25 protein-coding genes are annotated in these 23,086 nt (G+C 45.5%); 18 read left to right on the top strand and 7 right to left on the bottom strand.

What is annotated here, in order from left to right:
• Nucleotides 1–91: 91 nt before the first annotated feature.
• Nucleotides 92–940, top strand: a complete 849-nt coding sequence (gene msrA, locus ABF487_RS01155) for a peptide-methionine (S)-S-oxide reductase MsrA (protein WP_415634264.1) — start codon at nucleotides 92–94, stop codon at nucleotides 938–940.
• Here msrA and ABF487_RS01150 read toward each other — a convergent pair.
• Nucleotides 933–1,340 (bottom strand): NUDIX hydrolase, encoded by a 408-nt coding sequence (locus ABF487_RS01150; protein ID WP_415634263.1) that lies wholly within the window; start codon nucleotides 1,338–1,340, stop codon nucleotides 933–935. The genes msrA and ABF487_RS01150 overlap by 8 nt on opposite strands.
• Nucleotides 1,341–1,385: 45 nt before the next feature.
• On the bottom strand, nucleotides 1,386–1,751 hold the full coding sequence (locus tag ABF487_RS01145) for an acylphosphatase (RefSeq protein WP_263779523.1): 366 nt from the start codon (nucleotides 1,749–1,751) through the stop codon (nucleotides 1,386–1,388).
• 128 nt (nucleotides 1,752–1,879) lie between these two features.
• On the opposite strand from ABF487_RS01145, the gene ABF487_RS01140 reads away from it, so the two are divergent.
• Both ABF487_RS01140 and ABF487_RS01135 read left to right on the top strand, forming a co-directional pair.
• On the top strand, nucleotides 1,880–2,950 hold the full coding sequence (locus ABF487_RS01140) for an alpha/beta hydrolase (RefSeq protein ID WP_415634262.1): 1,071 nt from the start codon (nucleotides 1,880–1,882) through the stop codon (nucleotides 2,948–2,950).
• 5 nt (nucleotides 2,951–2,955) lie between these two features.
• Nucleotides 2,956–3,981, top strand: coding sequence for an alpha/beta hydrolase fold domain-containing protein (locus ABF487_RS01135; RefSeq protein WP_415634261.1), 1,026 nt, complete (start codon nucleotides 2,956–2,958; stop codon nucleotides 3,979–3,981).
• Between the two features lie 23 nt (nucleotides 3,982–4,004).
• On the opposite strand, the gene ABF487_RS01130 is transcribed toward ABF487_RS01135, so the two are convergent.
• Nucleotides 4,005–4,892, bottom strand: coding sequence for a LysR family transcriptional regulator (locus ABF487_RS01130; RefSeq protein ID WP_415634260.1), 888 nt, complete (start codon nucleotides 4,890–4,892; stop codon nucleotides 4,005–4,007).
• Between the two features lie 83 nt (nucleotides 4,893–4,975).
• Here ABF487_RS01130 and ABF487_RS01125 point away from each other — a divergent pair, with 83 nt between their 5' ends.
• The 6 genes from ABF487_RS01125 (at nucleotide 4,976) to ABF487_RS01100 (ending at nucleotide 10,868) form a co-directional block, all read left to right on the top strand.
• Nucleotides 4,976–6,601 (top strand): malolactic enzyme, encoded by a 1,626-nt coding sequence (locus tag ABF487_RS01125; RefSeq protein ID WP_415634259.1) that lies wholly within the window; start codon nucleotides 4,976–4,978, stop codon nucleotides 6,599–6,601.
• Nucleotides 6,601–7,545, top strand: a complete 945-nt coding sequence (locus tag ABF487_RS01120) for an AEC family transporter (protein ID WP_415625730.1) — start codon at nucleotides 6,601–6,603, stop codon at nucleotides 7,543–7,545. Before ABF487_RS01125 ends, ABF487_RS01120 begins: the two co-directional genes overlap by 1 nt.
• 90 nt (nucleotides 7,546–7,635) lie before the next feature.
• On the top strand, nucleotides 7,636–8,124 hold the full coding sequence (locus ABF487_RS01115) for an MscL family protein (protein WP_263779529.1): 489 nt from the start codon (nucleotides 7,636–7,638) through the stop codon (nucleotides 8,122–8,124).
• Nucleotides 8,125–8,301: 177 nt separating this feature from the next.
• Nucleotides 8,302–9,708, top strand: a complete 1,407-nt coding sequence (cysS, locus tag ABF487_RS01110) for a cysteine--tRNA ligase (RefSeq protein WP_415634258.1) — start codon at nucleotides 8,302–8,304, stop codon at nucleotides 9,706–9,708.
• A complete protein-coding gene (locus tag ABF487_RS01105) occupies nucleotides 9,705–10,565 on the top strand; it encodes an HAD family hydrolase (protein ID WP_263779531.1) in 861 nt (286 codons plus the stop codon). The genes cysS and ABF487_RS01105 overlap by 4 nt, the downstream gene beginning before the upstream one ends.
• A gap of 27 nt (nucleotides 10,566–10,592) precedes the next feature.
• Nucleotides 10,593–10,868: a hypothetical protein gene (locus ABF487_RS01100; RefSeq protein WP_241778146.1), complete on the top strand. Its 276-nt coding sequence runs from the start codon at nucleotides 10,593–10,595 to the stop codon at nucleotides 10,866–10,868.
• Here ABF487_RS01100 and msrB read toward each other — a convergent pair.
• Nucleotides 10,853–11,296, bottom strand: coding sequence for a peptide-methionine (R)-S-oxide reductase MsrB (gene msrB, locus ABF487_RS01095; protein ID WP_263779532.1), 444 nt, complete (start codon nucleotides 11,294–11,296; stop codon nucleotides 10,853–10,855). The two genes, ABF487_RS01100 and msrB, sit on opposite strands and share 16 nt — an antisense overlap.
• Before the next feature lie 53 nt (nucleotides 11,297–11,349).
• Here msrB and ABF487_RS01090 point away from each other — a divergent pair, with 53 nt between their 5' ends.
• From ABF487_RS01090 to ABF487_RS01065, 6 genes are all read left to right on the top strand, one after another.
• Complete coding sequence (locus ABF487_RS01090; protein WP_415634257.1) at nucleotides 11,350–12,201, top strand: aldo/keto reductase; 852 nt, start codon at nucleotides 11,350–11,352, stop codon at nucleotides 12,199–12,201.
• The gene (locus ABF487_RS01085; RefSeq protein WP_415634370.1) at nucleotides 12,201–13,139 is read left to right on the top strand and encodes an L-lactate dehydrogenase; all 939 of its coding nucleotides are present in this window, start codon (nucleotides 12,201–12,203) and stop codon (nucleotides 13,137–13,139) included. The genes ABF487_RS01090 and ABF487_RS01085 overlap by 1 nt, the downstream gene beginning before the upstream one ends.
• 23 nt (nucleotides 13,140–13,162) lie before the next feature.
• Complete coding sequence (locus tag ABF487_RS01080; RefSeq protein ID WP_263779533.1) at nucleotides 13,163–13,963, top strand: TatD family hydrolase; 801 nt, start codon at nucleotides 13,163–13,165, stop codon at nucleotides 13,961–13,963.
• A complete protein-coding gene (gene rnmV / locus ABF487_RS01075; protein ID WP_263779534.1) occupies nucleotides 13,948–14,508 on the top strand; it encodes a ribonuclease M5 in 561 nt (186 codons plus the stop codon). The genes ABF487_RS01080 and rnmV overlap by 16 nt, the downstream gene beginning before the upstream one ends.
• Complete coding sequence (gene rsmA / locus ABF487_RS01070) at nucleotides 14,501–15,379, top strand: 16S rRNA (adenine(1518)-N(6)/adenine(1519)-N(6))-dimethyltransferase RsmA (protein WP_263779535.1); 879 nt, start codon at nucleotides 14,501–14,503, stop codon at nucleotides 15,377–15,379. The genes rnmV and rsmA overlap by 8 nt, the downstream gene beginning before the upstream one ends.
• 70 nt (nucleotides 15,380–15,449) lie before the next feature.
• Nucleotides 15,450–15,701, top strand: a complete 252-nt coding sequence (locus tag ABF487_RS01065) for a Veg family protein (protein ID WP_007744363.1) — start codon at nucleotides 15,450–15,452, stop codon at nucleotides 15,699–15,701.
• Nucleotides 15,702–15,733: 32 nt separating this feature from the next.
• On the opposite strand, the gene thrB is transcribed toward ABF487_RS01065, so the two are convergent.
• Together thrB and ABF487_RS01055 are read right to left on the bottom strand one after the other, a co-directional pair.
• Nucleotides 15,734–16,627, bottom strand: coding sequence for a homoserine kinase (gene thrB / locus ABF487_RS01060; RefSeq protein ID WP_415634256.1), 894 nt, complete (start codon nucleotides 16,625–16,627; stop codon nucleotides 15,734–15,736).
• Nucleotides 16,620–17,921: a homoserine dehydrogenase gene (locus ABF487_RS01055; protein WP_415634255.1), complete on the bottom strand. Its 1,302-nt coding sequence runs from the start codon at nucleotides 17,919–17,921 to the stop codon at nucleotides 16,620–16,622. The genes thrB and ABF487_RS01055 overlap by 8 nt, the downstream gene beginning before the upstream one ends.
• Nucleotides 17,922–17,975: 54 nt before the next feature.
• On the opposite strand from ABF487_RS01055, the gene thrC reads away from it, so the two are divergent.
• Entirely contained in the window at nucleotides 17,976–19,439 is a 1,464-nt protein-coding gene (gene thrC, locus ABF487_RS01050; protein ID WP_415634254.1) for a threonine synthase, read from the top strand.
• Here the strand turns inward: thrC and ABF487_RS01045 are convergent.
• Nucleotides 19,436–20,815 (bottom strand): aspartate kinase, encoded by a 1,380-nt coding sequence (locus ABF487_RS01045; RefSeq protein WP_415634253.1) that lies wholly within the window; start codon nucleotides 20,813–20,815, stop codon nucleotides 19,436–19,438. The two genes, thrC and ABF487_RS01045, sit on opposite strands and share 4 nt — an antisense overlap.
• 103 nt (nucleotides 20,816–20,918) lie before the next feature.
• Between ABF487_RS01045 and purR the strand changes: the two genes are divergently transcribed.
• Both purR and ABF487_RS01035 read left to right on the top strand, forming a co-directional pair.
• The gene (purR, locus tag ABF487_RS01040; RefSeq protein ID WP_007744347.1) at nucleotides 20,919–21,773 is read left to right on the top strand and encodes a pur operon repressor; all 855 of its coding nucleotides are present in this window, start codon (nucleotides 20,919–20,921) and stop codon (nucleotides 21,771–21,773) included.
• On the top strand, nucleotides 21,760–23,049 hold the full coding sequence (locus ABF487_RS01035) for a bifunctional N-acetylglucosamine-1-phosphate uridyltransferase/glucosamine-1-phosphate acetyltransferase (protein ID WP_007744345.1): 1,290 nt from the start codon (nucleotides 21,760–21,762) through the stop codon (nucleotides 23,047–23,049). The genes purR and ABF487_RS01035 overlap by 14 nt, the downstream gene beginning before the upstream one ends.
• Nucleotides 23,050–23,086 lie beyond the last annotated feature (37 nt).

The following is a 23,086-nucleotide window of genomic DNA, read 5'->3' as shown; positions in this document are numbered from 1 at the left end:
CCATAATCTCTATGATAATCGTGTCGGCAGCCGTCGCCTTATAATGAAGACAGAAGTTGATTTCATCCTCAGCGAAAAGGCGGTGCTCCAGATGACAAACGATCCTGAAGACATCCTGAATGACATTTATAACCTGATTTTAAATCCAGCCACACGTGACTGGGAGCGCAAACAGCTTTTGACAGCTAAAAAGGCAGCTGAAACTGGCCATCCTTTAAAGGGAGTTTTGTCTGATCTAGAATATCAGCTTCGTCCCTTGGCGGCCCGCAATAATTTAACGGCTGACCTGTCCGATTTTTATTTAAAACTTACGAACAATGCCAGTAGTGAAGCGAAATTTGATTTGTCTAGGCATTATGAAAAAGACCCGGACTATGTCGACCGGGCCATTTTTGCCGGCGGCTGTTTCTGGTGTATGGTCGAGCCCTTTGAAAATAAGCCGGGTATTCTGTTGGTTTTGTCAGGATATACGGGCGGGCGCACGCAAAATCCCAGTTATGAAGAAGTCTTGCAAGGCGGAACTGGGCACGTTGAAGCTGTGGAAATCATTTTTGACACACGGATTGTTCATTATGAAGATCTCGTGGCGCTTTATTGGCAGCTGACGGATCCGACGGATGCTTTGGGGCAGTTTGCTGACCGTGGGGACAATTACCGGCCAGTCATTTTTGTTCGCGATGCCAAACAAAGACAGATCGCACAAGCCTCTAAAACAGCATTGACTCAGTCGGGCCTGTATGATCAGCCGATTGTCACTGCGATTGAACCGGCCGGCACTTTTTGGCCAGCAGAAAACTTTCACCAGCAGTTTTATAAAAAAAATCCGCGCCGTTACAAACAACTAGAACGTTCGCGACACACATACCAGGCCTACCAGCATCTGCGTGCCAAGATACACTTGTTTTTCCGGCGTCTGAGCCGAAAGGCGAGTGCTAAATAAGTGCTAGTGCTTTGATGAGACTTTCTTTGTTGTTCGGCCAGGTTAACCAGTTTGCTGCATTTTTTGGATCAACCCATTTGTAGCCGACGTGTTCGTCAGAGACTTGGGTGCTTGTATCCTTATTATTAGCCCGACAAAAAAAGAGTTGTTTATCAATGGCCAAGCCGTCATCAATAGGGACATATTGTTTACCAATAAATGTGAAAGATTCCTGTTGTACATTAATCGTGGTTTCTTCTTTAATCTCACGAATTGCTGCTTGAACGCCTGTCTCGCCCGCTTCAATCCCGCCAGTAATTGGCTGCCAAAAATCATCTTTCGGATTCCGAATATGAAGCAGCAGAAACTTGTTGAACTTGCTTTCGTATAACCAGCATTCGATACTTTTTCTCACACGCATAACTGCCTCTTTTCATGAACAAATTATCTCATAAGACAGCCGCAGTTAGCCCGTTACGATAAACTGTTTTTCCTGCCTGTCGACGGGTAATTGCTGGCGTTCAACGCTATCAATTCTGATCCAGCCAACGGTCGACAACTGATTGATCAATGACTCAATTTTTTCAGGCTGGCCTTGAATTTCCATTTCGACTTGGCCGTTAAATAAATTTTTCACCCAGCCGGTCAGCTTCAGGGTGATCGCCAACTGCTGGGCTTCGTAGCGAAAGCCTACTTGTTGAACACGGCCAGAAAAAAGTAAGTGAAAACGGACTAGGCCGTCGCCTGAGATTGCTGCTGCCGGATCGTCTTGATTTTCAGTCTTGGGTGGCTGATTGTGCAAAAGATCTTTGATTTTTTTAGATAAGCTCATTTTTTCTCGATCGATTGTGCTCACTTAAAGTTCGTTTATTACACACCATCTATTATGACCCAGATTAGATTTGTTTGCGATTCGCCGCCAAACAGCCTTTCCAATTCAAAGACCTTAGGAGATCCCGCATGCAAAAGTATCAACACGCAATATATGCCTTTATTGTCATTGCCATTCTTGGTCTGACAGCGATGGTTATCACAATCAATTTACGATCTAATCAGCAAGCACCAGCTGACCAGGCAGCATCTAGTCAAAGACGTTTGAAATTACCTGTCAGTTCTTTAAAAAAGGGTCAATTGGTTACTGGACAGACGGCCGTGCGTGATGTGATCGGCCTGCCGGCTTTTAAAGATTTTGCAGAATTCATTTTCCCAATTAATCAGCAGCTGCCGGATCGTGACATGCGTTTGGATGATATTCAGCCGCTACTGCCTTATCACAGCCATATCGACACAGCCCCGACCGTGCGTGTCGTGAATGATTTGATTCAGTCACCTCAGCGGCAGGAAAAGGTCTTTTATCCGATCTATTCGGAAGCCGAAATGAGAAAAGATCCCGAAAAACGCAATAGCGGCTTATTTTTCTTTCGTGGCCGGAAAAACGCGCCTACAGCTGTTATTAGCCCCGGCGGTGGTTTTGAATATGTCGGTGCGATTCATGAAAGTATGCCTCTAGCACTAGCATTGAGTGAAAAGGGCTACAATGCTAGTGCTTTTAGCGTCCAATATCGTCTTGGCAGCGAGCAAAAAGCTGCGGAAGATTTTGCTGCCGGACTGGCTTTTATTTCCTGCAATGAGAAACAGCTGCAAGTCTCCCTAAGAAATTATTCAGTCTGGGGCGCTTCAGCTGGCGCTAGAATGGCTGCAGATATTGCCAGTTATGGGCCGGATACCTTTGGTGCTGATTTCAAAAGCCGGCCGGCAGCTGTAATCATGCAATATACGTCGCGCAGTGAATTTCGTCGGACTGATCCGCCAACTTATGCCGTAGTGGGCGATGATGATGCGATTGTCCCACCGGCGATCATGCGCCAACGCATCAATAATCTGAAAAAGGCCGGTGTGATAGCTGAATTTCATCATTTTCCGCGATTGGAACATGGTTTTGCTTTAGGAATCGGGACTAGTGCCGAGGGCTGGCAGAATTCAGCTTTGGCTTTTTGGGAACGGCAGCTGGCTCCCAATCAAAAGAGGTGATTTTTTTGAAAAAAAATCGATGGATTATCGCATTATCTGCTCTCGTCGTGATTGCGGCTATTGGTTATTTTCTTTTACGGCCATTTTGGACTCCTGCATCAAAAAATCAGGCGAGTCAAAGCTCTACAGGCAATCAAAATTCGGCTGCTCAGAATCCAAACCCTCGAAATTCAGGCGAATCGAGCACAGACAAAGGCAGGCCTAAAGCACCATTGGCTGGTGTCGTGTCGCCAACTTTGAAAGCCGATGCGCATGGTCATCAGACCTTTGATCTCTGGCAGAAAAATAATGTGCCCACACAGACGGATTATAAAGCCGCTGGCGGCAATGATGACGGTGCTAATTTCCGGCCGAACATGATTAGTTTTCCAGTAGCAAGAGGCACAAAAATCAAAGGCGCCGTTTTAATTTGTGCTGGCGGTACTTTTCAATTTCGCAGCAATGTCAATGAAGGCTATCCGGTCGCCGAAGAACTGGCCAAAAGAGGCTATGTGAGTTTTGTCGTGAATTATCGTGTGCTGCCATATACACAGCAGGAAGGTGCCTTGGATTTGGCCCGCGGTGTCCGCTATGTTAGTTCACAGTCCGATGTTTACGGTTTTCCGAAAAAGAACATTGCTGTCATGGGATTCTCAGCCGGTGGTATTTTAGCCGGTGAAATGCTGTTGAATTATGATAGCACAGTCACGGGCCAGGCTTTAGATAAACGATACCAGCCCGACAGCCTGGACCGCATTCCGATTGACGTCGCTGCTGATGGTATGATCTATTCCTTTTATGGTCAGCTGAGTATCGCTTCTCGCAATGTCAATGAATTGCGCCGCGGTCAATTGCCGCCGACCTATTTCTGCTATGGAACTGAAGATCCCTTTGTCGATGAATTCCAGGCCAATATCCGAGCCCTAAGGCAGGCGGGCGTTCCAGCCCAAAGCCGAGTCCTACAAGGCATCCCTCATGGATATGGTTATCGTCACGGCTGGATTCCTGCTTATGACCAATGGCTGACGCAAACATTCAATGCAACGAAATAAATTAAAAACCCGCTATTCTCAATTCAGCGGGTTTTTGTAACTTCTTTTTTTAATTCGTGAGCAAAATGATCAATCTCTTCCATTTGCAAATCTTTGCGGTAAACGAGACTGATTATAAATTCTGGCGTTTTGTCTGCAGCGATCTCGAGTGTCGCTAATTTGTCTGCTGGGCTGACGGCAATTTCAGCTAGAAAAGCAATTCCAGCGTTTCCTGCGACCATTTTTTTAATAATATTGATATCCGGTGATTCGTAAATGATTTTCGGGAAAATGCGATATTTTTCTTCTAATCGACGAAAAGCAATCGGATGGACGAATCCTTCTTTTAAAGCAACAAAATTTTCATCTTTTAAATCTGCAAAAGCGACTTTTTTCTGTTTGGCTAGCCGATGTCGGCGATTAACCACGATCTTATATTGCCGCCGATCGATCTCGACTGTCTGGCAGCCGGGCATGCTGATAGTTTCTATTGATGACAGCAGTGCCATATCCAATTGATGTTTTTGCAGTGCTTTTAACAGCAGACCTGAACCCGCTTCATGGGTGGAAATATTTTGAAACATGGCACTGTTAATAAAATGCTTAATTAATTTCGGAAAGTAAAAATTACCAATGATCTGCGGTAAGCCGAATTCTAATGTCGGCAGTGCCAGACGATCGATTTCTTCATGAGCAGCCAGGATATCCTGCATAATTTTTTGACCGTGCATTTGCAGCAATTGGCCAGCCTTTGTCAATTGAACTCTGCCATGAGAACGGCTGCGGATGATTAAATTCTGCTGAAATTCATGTTCCAAACGTTGAACTGCATAGGAAATCGTCGGCTGGCTGACATTGAAAAAAGCGGCCGTCTTTGAGAAAGAAGCTAAATCCACTAACTTATTGAAGTACTCAAGGTCTGTCAATTTCATATAAATTAATTTTATCGTATTTATAAATTTTGACTATGCGTGATGCACAAGTTTATGCTGATCGGGTTTGTTAGGAGAGAAATATGACAGATCCAGTAAGCATTTTAAACGACCCTTTTACAAATAAGGGCACGGCTTTTACGGAAGCTGAACGTAAAGAACTCGGTTTGAACGGACTGCTGCCAGCCAAAATTCAGAGTTTGCAGCAGCAAGTTGACCAGACTTACGCACAATTTCAAAGTAAAGAGACTAATTTAGAAAAACGTCTCTTTTTAATGGAAATCTTCAACACGAATCATGTACTGTTTTATAAACTATTTTCTCAGCACGTGGTTGAATTTATGCCGATTGTCTATGACCCGACGATCGCCGATTCAGTCGAAAATTATTCCAGTCTTTTTGTGCAAACACAAGGCGCTGCTTTTCTGGACATCATGCATCCGGAAAATATTCAGGATAGCTTAAAGCACGCTGCTAACGGCCGTGATATCAAGCTTTTGGTCGTGACGGACGCTGAAGGTATTTTAGGTATCGGCGATTGGGGCGTCCAAGGTGTCGATATCGCTGTCGGAAAATTGATGGTCTATACAACTGCTGCCGGCATTGACCCGGCAACCGTGCTGCCAGTTGTGATTGACGCTGGCACGAACAATGAAAAACTGTTAAACGATCCTTTATATTTGGGCAATCGTTTCAAACGTGTACGCGGGCAAAAATATAGTGATTTTATTGATCACTTTGTGGATCAGGCTGAAACACTTTTCCCGAATCTCTACCTGCACTGGGAAGATTTCGGTCGTTCCAATGCAGCTGAGATTTTAAATAAATATGAAGACAAGATCGCCACTTTCAATGATGATATCCAGGGAACTGGTATCGTCGTCTTAGCCGGCGTTTTAGGTGCTTTAAAAATTTCCGGCGAAAAGCTGACGGATCAGACTTACATGAGTTTTGGTGCCGGAACTGCCGGTATGGGAATTGTCAAGCAGCTGCATGAAGAAATGGTTCAAGAAGGTTTATCCGACGAGGAAGCCAAAAAGCATTTCTTCTTGGTTGACAAACAAGGCTTGCTCTTTGATGACGACAACACTTTGACTGCTGAACAAAAACCTTTCGCAGCGTCACGGGCAGATTTTGCCAATTCATCTGATTTAACCGATTTAGCTGCTGCTGTTAAGGTCATTCACCCGACGATTTTGGTTGGGACTTCAACGCAGCCGGGTGCCTTCACAGAAGAAGTCGTTAAGGAAATGGCTAAAAATACAGCTCGTCCGATTATTTTCCCCATTTCTAATCCGACAAAATTAGCCGAAGCCAAAGCCGAGGATATTTTGAAATGGACCGATGGCCAAGCTTTGATCGGGACCGGCGTGCCTGTTTCTGATATCAGCTATAAAGGTCAAACCTATCAAATCGGCCAGGCGAATAATGCCTTGATTTATCCAGGACTGGGTCTAGGCGCGATTGCTGCACAAGCTAAATTGTTAACGCCGGAAATGATTTCAGCCGCTGCTCATAGTTTGGGCGGCATTGTTGATACTAGCAAGGTTGGTGCCGCTGTCTTGCCACCAGTTGCTAAGCTGGCTGAATTCTCGCGCACCCTGGCGATTGCTGTAGCTAAAAAAGCCGTTGAACAAGGATTAAACCGAGAGCCGATTGCAGACGTTAATAAGGCCGTCGATGATTTGAAGTGGGAGCCTGAATACTAATGAATGCCTTTATTACAAGTGTTCAAAGCGTAGTTGAAATTGTTTTGATCATCGCTTTGGGATATATTTTGCGGCGCTCAGGCAAATTGAGCGATTCCTTTAAAGGCAATATTTCTTATTTAATTATGAATATTGCTTTGCCTTTATCGATTTTTGTCAGCGTGCTGCGTTATTTGACGCGCGGCCGGCTGGTTTCTCTGTCAGGCGGATTGTTATTTGCGGCGGCCAGCTTCTTTTTGGGTTATGTCATTGCTTATCTACTGACAAAAATATTTAGAATTCGTGCTGGACGGCGCGGTACCTTTATTAATATGTTTGTCAACGCAAACACGATTTTCATTGGCCTGCCTTTGAATCTGGCTTTGTTTGGCAGCAAGTCTATGCCTTATTTCTTGATTTATTATGTTATGAATACGATTTCGACTTGGGCGATTGGCGTCTTCTTCATTTCAGCTGATGATCCGACAAAAGACAAAGGCACCAAAACATCCTTTAATTGGAAAAAACTACTGCCGATGCCTTTAGTTGGTTTCCTGTTTTCGCTGGTGTTCTTATTGCTGGCCATTCCAGTACCGGCCTGGATTGATACGACTTTTTCTACGGTTGGCGGGATTGTCACACCGATGTCTCTGATTTATATCGGCATTGTGCTGGCCGATGCTGGATTGAAATCAATTCATTTTGATCGAGATTCGGTCCTAGTCCTGATCGGCCGCTTTATCATTGCACCAGCCTTAATGATCGGTATTTTACATTTGTTTGCTGTTGGTATGCCATCCTTGGAATCATCAACTTTGATTATTCAATCGGCTGCTCCAGGATTGGCGGTCCTGCCTATTTTGGTCGGACAGAGCCATGGGGATGTTGAATATGCCACAAATGTTGTGACCACTTCGACCGTCTTGTTTATCATTGTTGTACCGATCTTGATGCAATTAGTTTGAAGATAAATCATCATATTTAAAACCCGCTGCTTGATTAGCGGGTTTTTTCATGGAAAAATAGACAGTAATACGGTTGACAGGAGCAATCTGATGAAAAAGAATTTTAAAATCCAGCTTAAAGATACTTTGGCCAGCGAACAGGCCGATCAGTTTCGGAAATTTATTACCTCGCCAACGATCATTCAGCTGTCAATTGGTGTGATCGTCGGCGGCAGCCTGACCGATTTAATCAAAAGCGTCATCAGCCTGGCATCGAACTTGTTTTATTTTATGTCGCTGCTTTTATTTTCACCGCGCCATACAGCCAATCTCAGACTGGTGCTGGATCCTTTCAGAACTGTTTTTGAAAACGTCCTCACCTTATGTGCGATCGCGGCCTGCGTTTTCTTTTTTGTGAAACTAATCAATAAATTCCTTGTGAAAAACGCCTCTGAAGCATTCGGCTACAATGCTCAGTTGGAAGAAACCAAAAAATTGCTGAAAGCCCAGCAGCGCAATAATGATTTGCTGGAACAATCCTTAAAACTGCAAAAGGAATTGTTAAAAAATAGCACATCTTCGGATAAATCTTCGCATTAAGGCTTACGTTCACAGCCGCTTAAAAGTATTGTTTTTTGATCATTGTTTTTCTAACTAGTGCAGGAATGCTCATGAATTCAATTCGGCCGCAGCCAACTATTTTCAATCACACGAATAAATAAATAGAATTGAATGCGCTTCGATGTTCGAATTGACAGAGATAGGTAAAATAGAATTATGCTGAAAGTTTACAACACCGCAAGTGCAAGCAAAGAAGTCTTCAAGCCCATCCAAGCCGGAAAAGTGACCATGTATGTCTGCGGGCCGACCGTTTACAACTATATTCACGTGGGAAACGCGCGTTCGTCGATTGCTTTTGATACAATCCGCCGTTACCTGATTTATCGCGGTTATCAGGTGAACTTTGTCTCGAATTTTACGGATGTTGACGATAAAATCATTAATCGCGCCCAAGAAGAGGGTTTCAGCGAAAAGGAAATCGCCGATAAATACATCAAGGCCTTTTACGCCGATACCAAGCCGCTTAATATTCTGCCGGCCACAACGCGGACGAAAGCCACTGACGTCATTGATGACATTATCGCTTTCATCGCTGATTTGATTGATAAAGGTTATGCCTACGAATCATCTGGGGATGTCTATTTTCGTGTCCGAAAGGCCAAGAATTACACGGCTTTGGTACATGAAAGCCTCGATGATTTGGAAACAGGTGCTTCAGGCCGTCTGGATGACGGTGCTTTGGCACTAAAAGAGGATCCGCTGGATTTTGCTCTTTGGAAAAACGAGCCGCGCCATGTGATTAAATGGCAGTCTCCTTGGGGACAGGGGCGTCCAGGTTGGCATATTGAATGCTCAGTCATGTCGACCAAGTATCTTGGCGATACGATTGATATTCACGGTGGCGGCATTGATTTAGTTTTCCCGCACCATACAGATGAAATCGCCCAATCCGAAGCACATACGGGCAAGACATTTGTTCATTACTGGCTGCATAACGGCTTTGTCAATGTGAACAACGAAAAAATGAGCAAGTCGCTGGGCAACTTTACGACTGTGCATGATCTTTTGGCTTCCTATGATGACCCGCAGGTGATTCGCTATTTCATGTCAGCCACACATTATCGCCGTCCGATCAATTATTCAGCTGATGAATTGGATCGTGCCAAAGTTGAATTGGACCGCATCCGCCAAGCTTATCAGCGTCTTGCCCATGCCAGCAAAACAGTTGGTGCCGATGCTGAGATTACAGATAATTTGGCCGTGATTGAAAAGAATTTCGTCACAGCTATGGATGATGATTTTAACGTTGCTAACGCTTTGTCAGCCGTTTTTGAGCTCGTAAAGCTAGCTAATTCCTATGCTGACAGCGGTCAAGCCAAACAGGATTCTGCTGATGCCATTCTCGCCATACTGTCCCAATTGATGGGCGTCTTTGGGATTGATTTGCAAGCCAATGCTGCCGCTCGTCCGCTGCCTGATAATGTGTCACAATTATTGGCGGCTCGCAAACAGGCTCGCATTGACAAAGATTGGGCCGCTTCTGATCGTTTGCGCGATCAAATTCGCGCCTTAGGTTATCTAGTCAAGGATTTACCCGATGGCCAGCACACGGAGAAAGCATGACAGAGACAGGAACGATTCGCTTATTTGCCAGTGATATGGATGGGACGCTGTTAGACAGCCATAATCACTTCAATCAGAGAAAAATGAAACAGGTCGTCGACTTGCTGCGCCAGCAAAAGAAGCATTTCGTGCTGGCGACGGGCAATCAAGCCATGCGCATCAACAAATTCTTTTCGCCCTTTGATCCGCAAGGGGATGTGATTTCCATGGTTGCAGAAAACGGCGCTTACATTCAAAAGGGTCATCAACGTCTGCATCAATCTGTCATTAATCCGATAAAAGTCAGGCGAATTTATGATTTGCTGCAGGTTTTGGACACGAAACCGACTTCGGCTGTGTTTGCCGGAGAGGGCAGTTCTTTTGCACCTGATTGGCAGGAATCGGTCCAAAATCCCAAGACACAGATTTTTTTTGCTGGAACAATCAGCGATTTTTACCCTAATTGGCAGGCAATTGATTCTTTTGACCAGATTACGATCCCGATTGATAAAATTTCACTCAACTGGAAACAGGATTCCGGCCAGCAGTTTTTAGACATGCTGGAAAATGATCCGCTGTTAACCGGCCTGCGTACGCCGACGTCGGGTTTTGGCGCGATCGATATTGTCAATGCCGGTGCTGATAAAGCGACTGGGCTGCAAAGGCTGGCCAATGACTTGAAAATTCCGGCTGGCCAGATGGCAGCCTTCGGCGACGGGCTGAATGATTTGGAGATGCTCCAATATGTCGGCCAACCCTATATCATGCCCAACTCGCAAGCGGAATTGAAGCAGTATTTTGACAAGAGCCGTTTGACAGCTGCTGATAACAATCATGACGGCGTGCTGGACACGATTTTAGCAATTTTAAGTCGTTAAACGCGGTGCAATGCAAAATTTTCGCGAATGTTTAACATAGAAAGCGGGGTGTACGAAATGATTCAAGGACATTTGAAAATGAGTGATTACGGTATTTTTCAAAAAAAAGAGCTGCTGAACCAAATTGATCCGCAGCATCTAATTATTTCCGGCCCAACGGCCAATGAAAAGGAACTTCAAGATCTGCCTATCAATCCGGATTATGAGGAATTATTCGGGCAGTATGATGAAATCACGGTCGATCCGTCTGGTAAAATTCTTGATGTTTACGAAGGCGAAAAACCCAGTTACGACTGCGCTTGATGCTTGTCGAACAGTTTAGCGTAATCGCCGTAGCCTTCGGTCTTTAAATCAGCCAGCGGGACAAAGCGCAAGGCAGCTGAATTGATGCAAAAGCGCAATCCGCCGCTGTCTAAGGGACCGTCGTCAAAGACGTGGCCCAAGTGGCTGTTGGCGGCCTTACTTCTGACTTCCGTGCGTGTCATACCAAAAGAGGTGTCGGTCTTTTCGACGATATTCGGGTCGGCAATCGGCTTAGTAAAACTTGGCCAACCGCATTCGGCATCATATTTATCCTGGCTGGAAAACAGCGGTGTGCCATCGACGACGTCTACATAGATACCAGCTTCGTAAAAATTATCATATTTTCCACTAAAAGGGCGTTCAGTAGCGCCTTTTTGTGTGACATTAAATTGTTCTTTAGTTAAACGTGATAAATCTTTTTCTGCCATACCTTAATTTTCTCACTTTGAAGCAGGATAATGTTCATTAGTAGGAGGCAGCGATGTCAGTTTTAACAGATACGTATACTTTAAATAACGGAACTAAGATTCCAAAAATCGGTTTTGGCACTTGGCAGACAGCTGAGGGCAAGACGGCTTATGATGCAGTCAGTTTAGCTTTGCAAACAGGGTATCGCCATATCGACACAGCCCGTGCTTACGGCAACGAACATTCTGTTGGCCAAGCGATTGCGGATTCTGATGTTAAAAGAGAAGATCTTTGGGTGACGACCAAATTACCAGCCGGTGATAAGACACGTGATGTCATTCTGACCGATTTTGACCGCTCAATGACAGCTTTAAATCTTGATTATATCGACTTGTATTTGATTCACGGCCCTTGGCCTTGGTCGCAAGCCGGCCGTCGCCACTTTGACAGTGAGAATACAGAGACCTGGAAAACGCTGGAAGAATTGCAGCGTTCCGGCCGGATTCGTTCGATCGGCTTGTCTAATTTCGATGTCCATGATATGACAAACATTTTGAATATTGCTGAAATTAAGCCGGTAGTCAATCAGATTCAGTATTATATTGGTTTTACCGAGCCGAAAATTTCGGCTTTTGCTAAGGAAAACGACATTCGTATTGAAGCCTATTCGCCATTGGCCACGGGCGATATTTTAAACACGCCGTCTGTGCAGCAATTGGCTGACAAGTATCAGGTCAGCGTGCCGCAGTTAGCACTGCGTTTCACTCTGCAAAATGGCACGGTCACCTTGCCAAAAGCACGCAGCCGGCAGCATATTGAAGAAGACAGCCAGCTTGATTTTCAGATTTCAGACGCAGATATGGCCGTTTTAAACGCTTCTGCTGATGCGGCTCCGATGCACTCTCACAATAGGACTCAGGGCTGATCATGACGAAAATTGGGATTTTAGGCAGTGGGCATGTCGGCTCGACTTTAGCCCAGCAGATCGTCACATTGGGTTTGGCTTCCGAACTAGTCTTAATTGATCCGAAAGCTGATAAGGTGGCCGCTGATGTCATGGATTTACAGGATATGCAGGCTAATTTAGCTTCTCATACGCGTGTTTTTGCTGGCGGATATGCAGACTTGAAGGATGCTGATATTGTTGTCAGCGCTTTTGGCAATATAGCTGAGGCTTGGAAGACGCCGACGGATCGTTTTGCTGAGCTGCCCTTTACAAAAAAATATGTCGAGGAGAGTGCACCACAATTAAAGGCTAGCGGTTTTCATGGTGTTTTGGTCGTGATTTCCAATCCTTGCGACGTGATCACATCGTTATTTCAGCGCTTGACCGGTTTTGATCGAAATCGCGTTCTAGGAACCGGCACGCTGCTGGATTCTTCTCGTATGAAACGCGCGACAGCCGCCGCTTTGGATATTGATCCGCGCAGTGTCGATGGTTACAGCTTGGGCGAACATGGCAATTCGCAATTTGTCGCTTGGTCGACTGTGCGTGTCTTAGGCCGCCCGATTCAAGAATTGCTGGCCGAATCTAAGACCCAGCTGGATCTAGACCAAATTGATCACGATGCTAAAATGGGCGGCCATACGGTTTTCTTTGGCAAGCGTTATACGAATTTTGGAATCGCAGCCGCCGCCAGTCGATTGCTAAAAGCGATCATCGAAGATGCTCATGAAGAGCTACCAGTTTCAAATTATTACGCACCTTTGGATTGTTATTTAGGTTATCCGGCAATTATCGGCAAGCAGGGAATTGTTAAGCAGCTGGCTTTGGCACTGACTGACGAGGAGAAAGAGAAACTGCAGCGGTCAGCTAACTTTATTAAAGATAAGACTGCACAGGTATTAGGCTCAACTAGATAGCCTTTTTCTTTTATACTGGAAACATGACTATTTACGATCCGACTAAAATTCCTGGGGATGTTTACGATACCCATACGCATTTAAATGATGACGCTTTATATCACGATGTGGCGGCTTATGTTGGCCGTGCACACGAATTTCGTGTAATGGAAATGAATGTGGTCGGTTATGACGCTCAAGCTAATTTGCGTGCCATTCAGATTGCCCATGATTTTGCTGATGAGGGTGTGCGGGCAATTGTTGGTTTTCAGCCTGAAGATACGGGCGGATTTGATGCTGCTGCCCAAGAACTTTTACGCCAGCAGTTATCTGATCCGGCTGTGATCGGCGTTGGCGAGACGGGCTTGGATTGGCATTTTAAAGGATTTGACCGTCAGACACAATTGGCTGCTTTTGAAAAACATTTACAATTGGCCACTGAATTTGATCTCCCGGTCACAATTCATATGCGCGATTCTTTTGATGATATCTACCGTATTTTGCAGGAACAAGGCATCAAAAAATTCGAAATGCATTCTTTTGCTGGTGATTGGCATCAGGCAGAGAAGCTGGTTAATTTGGGCGGTTATATTAGTTTTTCCGGCATGGTCACTTTTAAAAATGCCAAAGAAATTCATGAAGCGGCTAAAGTCGTGCCTTTAGACCGGCTTTTAGTCGAGACAGATGCGCCTTATCTGGCGCCGGTTCCTAATCGCGGCAAGACCAATGAACCGGCTTGGACGAAATTTGTCGTTGACGGCCTGGCCGCTATTTTAGGCATTGATCGTGATGAATTAGCCCAAATTACGATGAGAAACGGGCATCGTCTATGGCCGAAAAAGTAAAAAGCACGATCTTTATTGTCGAGGGCAAAGACGATACGGCCAGGCTTCGTTTGGCTTTTGGCAATCAAGTCCAGACAATTGAGACGGGTGGGTCAAAAATCAGTCCGGCTGTGCTGGCTATGATTGACCAAGCCAGTCAGCAGCATGAATTGATTCTATTAACGGATCCCGATTTCCAAGGAGAGCGGATTAGAAAAATCGTCAGTCATCGGGTGCCGACAATCAGACAGGCTTTCTTGCAAAAGTCAGAAGGCCGGCCCCATCATAAAGGCTCTTTAGGTGTTGAGCATGCCGATCCGGCCATCCTACGCAAATTACTGGCACAATATGTCCAGCAGCCGGTCGCTGAAACAGCACCAGCCATCACACGTGCTGATTTAAGCGGCTTGGGCCTGATTGGCCAACAGGATTCGGCAGTTCGCCGCAGCAAATTAACAGACAAGCTGCATCTGGGCCAAACCAATGGCAAGCAACTGTTAAAACGCCTGAATATGTTTGGCATCACAAAAAAAGAATTGAAAGAAGCGGTAGAAAATTTTGATTGAAGGACCAGAAATAGGCAGTCCCGCACGGACTGCCGGTATCTTGAATAAATATCATCTGCGTGCTAGCAAACGTTTTGGACAGAATTTTTTAATCGATTTAAACGTTCTGCGTCAAATTGCTGAATTAGCAGCAATTAATCAGGATGATACGGTTTTGGAAATCGGCCCTGGTATTGGTTCGCTGACTGAGCAATTATCTAAAGCAGCCGGGCAGGTCGTTGCCTACGAAATTGATAAAAAACTGATTCCTGTCTTGGCGGAGACTTTAGCGCCGTACGACAATGTCAAAGTGATCAATCAGGACATTTTGAAGGCTGATTTTTCAATTTTTGACGGTACGAAGTCCTTAAAAATTGTTGCCAACCTGCCTTATTACATCACAACGCCGATCCTTTTTTACCTGCTGAATGAAAAATTGGCATTTAAATCAATTACGGTCATGATGCAAAAAGAGGTGGCCGCACGCCTGCAGGCACAAGTCGGCAGCAAAGAATACGGGGAATTAAGTCTGGCTATCCAATATCGTACGGACGTGGCCATTCAGCTGCAAGTACCCCGGTCAGCCTTCATGCCTTCGCCAAATGTCGATTCTGCAGTCGTAATGCTGACGCCCAAGGCCGGTTTTAAAGCCTTTCCCTATGAAAAAGAGCTCTTTTCTTTGATTAAAGCCGCCTTCGCTCATCGGCGCAAATCTCTGGTCAACAACCTGCTTTTCCGCTACGGCAAAACAGATGAAAATCGTGCTCGGATTGAACAATCTCTGACTGACAGCGGCTTTAATCTTTCGATTCGCGGTGAGCGTTTAACCCTAGAAAATTACGAACAATTACTGTTGAATCTGCGCAAAAACGCTGTAATTTCTGCTGGCTAATTGTCAAACACTTGTAAATTTTACTCATATCTGCTAAAATAGTAAGAGTGTAAAAACGCGAGGAGGTTATATGCCAGAAGTACTGCAGAATATCAAAGACGATCTCGATTCAAAAATCGGTAGTCAAATCACGGTAATCGCTCAGGCTGGTCGCAAAAAGACCACGACTCGCAAAGGTGTTTTATTGGAGACCTATCCGTCACTGTTCGTTGTTCAGTTGGATAAGGCCGAAGGAACGTTCGAGCGTGTTTCTTATAGCTATACAGATATTTTAACGAAGAATATTGATATTAACTTTGGCCGCGAGGTTAAAAGCGCGTGATTTAAAAAGATCCTCATCATGAGGATCTTTTTTTAATCTCTAATAATCCGTGCCCCTTTGGCATCAAAGGATAAAGCCGCAATTTGGGCATCCTTTAATTTTTCGGATTTATTTAATTGATCAAGTAGCCTGTCTGCTTGATCTTTTTTGACGATTGTCATGACAGTCGTACCGGCCCCTGACAAATAGCTGCCGGATAAGCCCAAGTCATGTGCGATGCGACGAACTTCTGCCAGTTCCGGAACGAGTTTTAAACGATAAGGTTCATGAAAACGGTCTGTCTCTAACAAGAGTACCGTGTTAGCCCAGTCGTTATTGAAAAGTGATGCCACAAGAATATTGCTTTGTGCGCTGCTTTGCACTGATTGACGACGGTCAGTCTGGTCGGGCAGGACATCACGAGATGTGCTTGTTGCTAATTGCCGATCAGGGATCACAACAATTGGCAGATAATCAGCAGGCAATTGAACTTGGTAGTGCAAAAAAGTTTTTGGCTTGGCTGGGTTGGGCCCAGCGACAACGATGCCGCCAAAGACTGCTGGAGCGACGTTATCAGGATGGCCTTCGATTTGAGCAGCACGCTGGAAAATTGTTTCGCTGCTTAATGTAACTGTGGATGATAATTCGTTGCCTAATAGGAGGCCGGCGATGATGGCTGAAGAGGATGATCCTAGGCCGCGAGCCAAAGGAATGTCTGATTCAATCCGCAGCTCTTGCGGCTCAATATCGTGATCGACAGTCAATGCTGATAAGACGATCATATTTTTTTCATCGCTGGGAACATCGGGGCCGAAGGGGTGGTGCACCAGCCATTGGCTGCTGGGGCCGACAATTGTCACTGTCAAATACAGATTAACGGCTAGGCCCAGCGAGTCAAAGCCTGGTCCCATATTAGCGCTGGTTGCCGGCACGATAATTTTAGTCATGGCTGTTTTCCTTTGGCTCGACCAGCAATTTATATTCATGGATAAAACTGACGCCGCGTGCCTGGCGGATTGTCGTCTTGACTGGATTTAATTGAGCATCAGAAGCTGGATAGGTAATAATCACGACGCGGGTACTGTCATCAACTGGATCGTACTGGCGAATATTTCGGAAATTAATGTTGCTCATTAAAAAGAAAGCTGATAGTTTATGGATAATGCCGAGCCGGTCAGCGACTTTAAAGACCATATAACGGCTGGCAATGCGATCCTTTGGTCCTGCTAGTGCCAAGGAACTGCTGGGATGTGTATTAAATTTTGCCGGTGCGGCCGATCCTGTAACCAGAGCTAATAAGTCAGCGACGACGGAATTAGCCGTTGCGTATTCGCCGGCACCAGGGCCGTAAAACATCAAACCGCCGGAATAGCGGCTGTTGACGAAAATAGCATTGTTCTCATTCTGTACAGAAGCCAGCGGGTGGTCTTTAGGCATCAGTGTTGGTGCAACGGACAATTGCAATTTATTAGCTGCTGATTTGCTAACAGTCGCTAATAATTTGATTTCATAACCGAGATCAGAGACATCTTTTAAATCAGTTTGTGTGATCGTCGAAATACCGGTCATTTGGATATCGTTTTGCGAGACCTGTTTGCCGAATGCAAAATCAGTTAAGATGCGTAATTTATAGGCTGCATCAATACCTTGAACATCATTGGTCGGGTCAGCCTCGGCAAAACCCTTGTCCTGAGCCAGTTTTAAAGCGTCTTCATATGAGAGTTTGTGCTGGCGCATTTGTGTCAGGATAAAATTCGAAGTACCGTTCATAATACCGTTGATCTGCTGGATTTCGTCCGGAGAGAGGCTGGTCGATAAGGCCCGAAGAATCGGAATACCGCCTGCGACTGCCGCTTCATAATAAAGGCCAACCTGATTTTCTTCAGCTAATTTTGCTAAACGCCTGCCGTCTGCAGCAATTAGATCCTTATTAGCTGTAATTACGTGTTTGCCGGCTTTTAAGGCCTGCTCGATGATGTGCTTGGCGATCTTAACACCGCCGATCAGTTCGATCACGATGTCGATATGAGGATTCTCCAAAATACTTTTCGGGTCATCGGAAATCGGGAGATCTTGTGTTTTGGGATCGCGCAACTTTTCAGTATCCCTGACGACGACCTGGACGACTTCAAAAGCGACGTTAAAACGTTTGGCGTAAGTCTTGGCCTGTTCGCGCAGGATTTTGACAACACCTGTAGCGACAGTGCCAAGACCAAAAATACCGATTCGATAACTTTTCATGAACAAATGCTAACACGAAATCCGCCTTTCTGCTATTATGACCGCAGAGGTTATATGAAATTTCAAAGTACGCGTGGCAATGCGCCGGCCGTCAGCGGCCTGCAGGCGCTGATAAACGGTTTGGCGCCGGACGGCGGCCTATATGTGCCGCAAGCTTTCCCGAAGATTGATTTTAATTGGGACCAGTTGGCAAAAGCCGATTATTTTCAAATTGGGCAGCTGGTTCTCTCGACCTTTTTTGACGAATTCAGCCAAGGAGAGCTAGCGGATTTTCTGCATCAAGCCTATGCACAATTCGATAGGCCGGAGATCGTCAAAGTCCATGCCTTAGATGGCAAACGACAGCTTCTAGAGCTTTTTCACGGTCCAACACTGGCTTTTAAGGATATGGCTTTATCGCTGCTGCCTTATTTATTGACGGCGGCTGTTAAAAAGACCGGCCAAAAGGATGTTTTGGTTATTCTGACGGCCACTTCTGGGGACACGGGCGGTGCAGCCTTGCAAGGATTTAGCGATATCGGCCAGACACAGATTGTTGTTTACTATCCATCAGTTGGCGTCTCGGTTTTGCAGCGTCAGCAAATGACGACAACGCCAGGTCAAAATGCGCATGTTGTGGCGGTTGAAGGCAATTTTGACGATGCTCAGCGTGTTGTTAAAAAACTGCTGGCGGATCCTGAATTGGCCAAACAGATGCAGACGGCCGGCTTGCGTTTTTCTTCGGCCAATTCGATTAACATTGGCCGCTTAGTCGCACAGGTTATTTACTATATCTATGCCTATGCGCAGCTGCTCAAATCCGGTCGTCTCAAGTCTGGTGAAAAACTGGACGTGACCGTACCAACTGGTAATTTTGGTGATATTCTAGCGGCTTACTGGGCTAAAAAGCTTGGTTTGCCATTAGGCAAATTAACAGTCGCTTCCAATGCCAATCATGTTCTGACAGATTTTTTTGCCAGCGGAATTTACAATGCCAAACGCGATTTTCATGTCACGACCAGCCCGGCCATGGATATTCTGCTCTCCAGCAACCTGGAACGTCTGCTTTTTGATGTTGCGGGTGCTGAAAAGACGCGTCACTGGATGGCCGATTTAGCTGACAAGCAAACCTTTACAGTCGACGACAAAACCCTTGACTTGCTGCAGCAGTCTTTTAACGCAGCTTTTGCTGATGTTGACCAGACCAGCCAGACGATCAAAGAGACTTTCAGGGATCATGATTATTTATTGGATCCGCATACGGCCGTGGCTGTTTACGCAAATCAGCAGTTTACGACTCAGCGGCAGCAATTAATTGTTTCAACGGCCAGTCCTTTCAAGTTTGCAGAAATTGTCCTATCGGCACTAGGCCAAAAGCCGGCTGATGATCCGGCCGCGAATCTCAAACAAGTCGCGCAAATTGCCAAGCTGCCTGTGCCGGCTGCGATCGCAGACTTGTTTACAAAAAAAGTCCGTTTTCACGAACAATTAACAATTGATCAATTAGGAGAAGATTTAAAAGCCAGCCTTGGCCTTTAATCTTCTTTTTTTGCATGGCCGTTTTCAAAGTGTGCGTCATAAATGGCCCGGACAGCTTTGGCCTCGTCTTCAGGCTTGACGCCCAGCATAATCGAAATTTCCGAAGCACCCTGATTGACCATGGTCAAGGAGACGCCGGCATCGCGCATAGGGTCGACGACGTCTGACATAGCCCCGACACGATTAATCAAGCCCTCACCGACAACCATGATAATCGCATAATCGTTTTTCCATTCCAATGCGTCGGGCTGAATTTCTTCTTGAATCCGCTGTGTCAGTTTTTCTTTGCGGCCGCCTGTAAGCTGTTTTTTATCAAAAATAATCGTGATGTCGTCAATTCCTGAGGGCATGTGCTCATATGAGATATTCAGATCGGCGAGAATCTTTAAAATACTTGCTGTAAAACCAACTTGGCGATTAATCAGGTAACGATGGATGTATATGGCCTGGAAATGATTGGCGCTGGCAATACCTGTGATTTTATTTTTGTGTGTCAGCCTGGCGCGCGGGACGATCATGGTACCGGCCGCTTCGGGATGGTTCGTGTTTTTCACATTAATCGGAATATTGCCTTCGATGGCCGGCAGAATAGCTTCATCGTGGAAAACGGCAAAACCTGCATAACTGAGCTCACGCATCTCGCTAAAAGTCATCTCATGAATCGGTGCTGGATTGTCGACGAGTTTTGGATTGACCGCGTAAATTGAATCGACGTCCGTGAAGTTTTCATAGAGATCGGCATCCAGCCCGCGAGCCAAAATTGCGCCCGTAATATCAGAACCGCCGCGAGAAAAAGTGTTGATCAAGCCGTCTTTGGTAATACCAAAAAAGCCGGGGAAGATAATAATTTCGTCGTCAGCGATTTTTGTCTGAGCGATTTTGGCATAGGAAGCCGGCAGAATCTGGGCATTTCTGGCTTCTTTGGAAACAGTCATCCCGATAGCCATCGGTGTCAGCATACGCGCTTTTAGTCCGACTTGATTGAAGACGGCCGTGATTAAACGGGCTGACATATATTCGCCCTGTGCTGATAAAGCAGCTTGGCAGAAAACGTCAGAAGGGTAGGATGCTTGGGTAATTTGGAACAAATGTGTTTTCAATTCTGTTAGAATTTCTGGATCCAATTTGAAAAAAGCCGCTATTTGGGCATAGCGTTGGAAAATACTGTCATAGATATCCTGCGGGTCTTCCCTATTTAAGACAGCTTGTGCCAAGTCCAAAAGCAGATCCGTAATTTTCCGATCACCACTAAAACGTTTTCCGGGAGCTGAAACCACAATGACACGCCGAGCCGGATCGCTTTTGACAATCTTGATGACTTTTAAGATTTGATCGCCGTTTGCAAGAGAACTTCCGCCAAATTTCACGATTTTCATAAGCCTTATTCTAACCGAAAAACCGACGGCTTGAAATGACGAATGTTCGGAATCTGCTGTTAATTATATTTTTTTTTAGTAGAATATTAGCGAAAGGAGATTTATGAAAACACCTCGAGCTGAACGTTTAGTTGATATGACCCGTTATCTAATGGAAAGGCCGCGGACATTGGTCCCGCTGACTTTTTTTGCCAATCGTTTTTCTTCGGCTAAGTCATCAATTTCCGAAGATTTGACTATTTTAAAAAAAACACTGAAAGAGCGCGGTGTTGGCTTGTTAGAGACAATTCCTGGTGCAGCTGGCGGTGCTAAATTCTATCCTTATATTCTGGAGCGAGAAGCTGACGAATTTGTTAACGACATGTTAAAACAAGTTAACGATGAGACCCGTGTTCTGCCAGGCGGCTACGTCTATTTGTCTGATCTTTTAGGTCAGCCGGCTATTTTGCGCCAAGTCGGCCGCATTATTGCCACCGAATATCTGGATATGGATATTCAAGCCGTTATGACAGCTGCGACCAAGGGTGTTCCGATGGCAGCCGCTGTTGCGGCTCAATTGAATGTACCTTTTGTGATCGTCCGTTCCGGAGAAAATAAAGTGACCGAAGGCCCAACTGTTTCAGTTAATTATCTGACCGGTTCTTCCAAACATGTTGAAAAAATGGAATTGTCCCGCCGCAGCCTGCCGACAGGATTAAATATCTTAATTGTCGATGACTTCATGAAAGCCGGTGGTACGATCAACGGCATGAAGACCTTGGCTAAAGAATTCGATTCTCACGTTAAAGGTGTAGCTGTGTTTGCTGAAGGGCGTGCCCGCCAGCGGCAGGTAGATGATTTTACGTCGCTTTTGCACGTTGATACAAATCTGGATTCCGGTGAAGTGATCAAAGTGCAGATTGGCAACTACAAGGAAAATATATTCCGAGGAAGGGAAAACCGAAGTGTCCGAAATTGATGTAGTCATTCTTGCGGCCGGTAAGGGCAGCAGGATGAAAGATAATTTTCCCAAGCCGCTGCATGAGGTTGCCGGTCTGCCGATTTTAGAGTGGGTCTGCCGCGCTGTGAGAAAAATTGAGCCGCATAAAATTATTGCGGTTCAATCCGCGAGCGAAGATTTTGCATCTTATGTTGACGAGACAGTTGTTCAAGCCCAGCAATTAGGGTCTGCTGATGCTTTGCAGGCAGCTTTTTCTAAAGTTGATGCCGAAAAAATTCTCGTGATTAACGGTGACATGCCGCTGGTAACAGGTGATGTTTTAGCTGATTTGGTTGCAAAAGGCGAGGGCTTCGATGCGGCTGTTTTGACGACAATTTTGAAGCATCCTTTTGGTTACGGCCGGATTATTCCTGTTGGACAACGCAATGTCGTTGAACAAATCGTCGAAGAAAAAGACGCCACTGATGACCAGCGTCAAATTCAGCTGATCAATTCCGGCATTTATCTTTTTCGGACAGAATATATTAAACGCACCATTTCACAAGTCACAGCTAATAATGCGCAAAAAGAATTTTATCTGACTGATGCGCTGCCTGGTGCCCGAATTGTTCAAGCAGACGACTGGCGCGATTTATTAGGCGTTAATGACCAAAAACAATTGGCGGATGCTAATCAACTGGCTCGCAAACGCATCAACGAACAGTTAATGGCCAATGGCGTCTCGATGATTGACCCGCAAAGCACCTATATCGATGCCAATGTCGTCGTCGGTGCCGGCACTGTTATCAAACCCGGTACCGTGATTGAGCGTGATTCTGTGATTGGTGCTGATAATGAAATTGGCCCCTATGCCCATTTGCGTGAAAAGACAGTTACAGGTACGGATGTCCATATTGGTAATTTTGTCGAGACAAAAAATGCTGAAATCGGTGCCCATACGCATATCGGCCATTTGACCTATGTCGGGGATGCTCGAATTGGCGAATCTGTCAATATTGGTGCAGGGACGATTTTCGTCAATTACGATGGCAAAAATAAGCACATTACCAAGGTCGGCGACCATGCTTTTATCGGCAGCAATACAAAACTGATTGCGCCGGTCGACATCGCTAGAGAAGCAATTACGGCAGCCGGATCGACGATTACAGCTGATGTTGCCGAGCACGCGATGGGGATTGCACGTCAGCGTCAGACGAATAAGCCGGAATTCTGGGACCGTTTGCCGCATGAAGATTTTGCCCAGGCTTATCGAGAGAAAAAACGCCAGGAGAACCAGGCACCAGACGAAAGCTGAATAAGTTTGCAGTCAGCTTCAATGTGTTTTATATTAA

The organism is Oenococcus sp. (genome assembly GCF_047725585.1).
Classification (GTDB): Bacteria; Bacillota; Bacilli; order Lactobacillales; family Lactobacillaceae; genus Oenococcus; species Oenococcus kitaharae_A.
The sequence above is the reverse complement of the archived record's forward strand: the minus strand, read 5'-3'. Positions and strand labels throughout refer to the sequence as shown.

Bases quoted from the DNA above. Each gene is read 5' to 3' on its own strand.
- msrA (WP_415634264.1), top strand. From the start codon at position 92: ATGACAAACGATCCTGAAGACATCCTGAATGACATTTATAACCTGATT.
- ABF487_RS01150 (WP_415634263.1), bottom strand. From the start codon at position 1,340: ATGCGTGTGAGAAAAAGTATCGAATGCTGGTTATACGAAAGCAAGTTC.
- ABF487_RS01145 (WP_263779523.1), bottom strand. From the start codon at position 1,751: ATGAGCTTATCTAAAAAAATCAAAGATCTTTTGCACAATCAGCCACCC.
- ABF487_RS01140 (WP_415634262.1), top strand. From the start codon at position 1,880: ATGCAAAAGTATCAACACGCAATATATGCCTTTATTGTCATTGCCATT.
- ABF487_RS01130 (WP_415634260.1), bottom strand. From the start codon at position 4,892: ATGAAATTGACAGACCTTGAGTACTTCAATAAGTTAGTGGATTTAGCT.
- ABF487_RS01125 (WP_415634259.1), top strand. From the start codon at position 4,976: ATGACAGATCCAGTAAGCATTTTAAACGACCCTTTTACAAATAAGGGC.
- ABF487_RS01120 (WP_415625730.1), top strand. From the start codon at position 6,601: ATGAATGCCTTTATTACAAGTGTTCAAAGCGTAGTTGAAATTGTTTTG.
- ABF487_RS01115 (WP_263779529.1), top strand. From the start codon at position 7,636: ATGAAAAAGAATTTTAAAATCCAGCTTAAAGATACTTTGGCCAGCGAA.
- cysS (WP_415634258.1), top strand. From the start codon at position 8,302: ATGCTGAAAGTTTACAACACCGCAAGTGCAAGCAAAGAAGTCTTCAAG.
- ABF487_RS01105 (WP_263779531.1), top strand. From the start codon at position 9,705: ATGACAGAGACAGGAACGATTCGCTTATTTGCCAGTGATATGGATGGG.
- ABF487_RS01100 (WP_241778146.1), top strand. From the start codon at position 10,593: ATGTTTAACATAGAAAGCGGGGTGTACGAAATGATTCAAGGACATTTG.
- msrB (WP_263779532.1), bottom strand. From the start codon at position 11,296: ATGGCAGAAAAAGATTTATCACGTTTAACTAAAGAACAATTTAATGTC.
- ABF487_RS01090 (WP_415634257.1), top strand. From the start codon at position 11,350: ATGTCAGTTTTAACAGATACGTATACTTTAAATAACGGAACTAAGATT.
- ABF487_RS01080 (WP_263779533.1), top strand. From the start codon at position 13,163: ATGACTATTTACGATCCGACTAAAATTCCTGGGGATGTTTACGATACC.
- rnmV (WP_263779534.1), top strand. From the start codon at position 13,948: ATGGCCGAAAAAGTAAAAAGCACGATCTTTATTGTCGAGGGCAAAGAC.
- ABF487_RS01065 (WP_007744363.1), top strand. From the start codon at position 15,450: ATGCCAGAAGTACTGCAGAATATCAAAGACGATCTCGATTCAAAAATC.
- thrB (WP_415634256.1), bottom strand. From the start codon at position 16,627: ATGACTAAAATTATCGTGCCGGCAACCAGCGCTAATATGGGACCAGGC.
- ABF487_RS01055 (WP_415634255.1), bottom strand. From the start codon at position 17,921: ATGAAAAGTTATCGAATCGGTATTTTTGGTCTTGGCACTGTCGCTACA.
- thrC (WP_415634254.1), top strand. From the start codon at position 17,976: ATGAAATTTCAAAGTACGCGTGGCAATGCGCCGGCCGTCAGCGGCCTG.
- ABF487_RS01045 (WP_415634253.1), bottom strand. From the start codon at position 20,815: ATGAAAATCGTGAAATTTGGCGGAAGTTCTCTTGCAAACGGCGATCAA.
- purR (WP_007744347.1), top strand. From the start codon at position 20,919: ATGAAAACACCTCGAGCTGAACGTTTAGTTGATATGACCCGTTATCTA.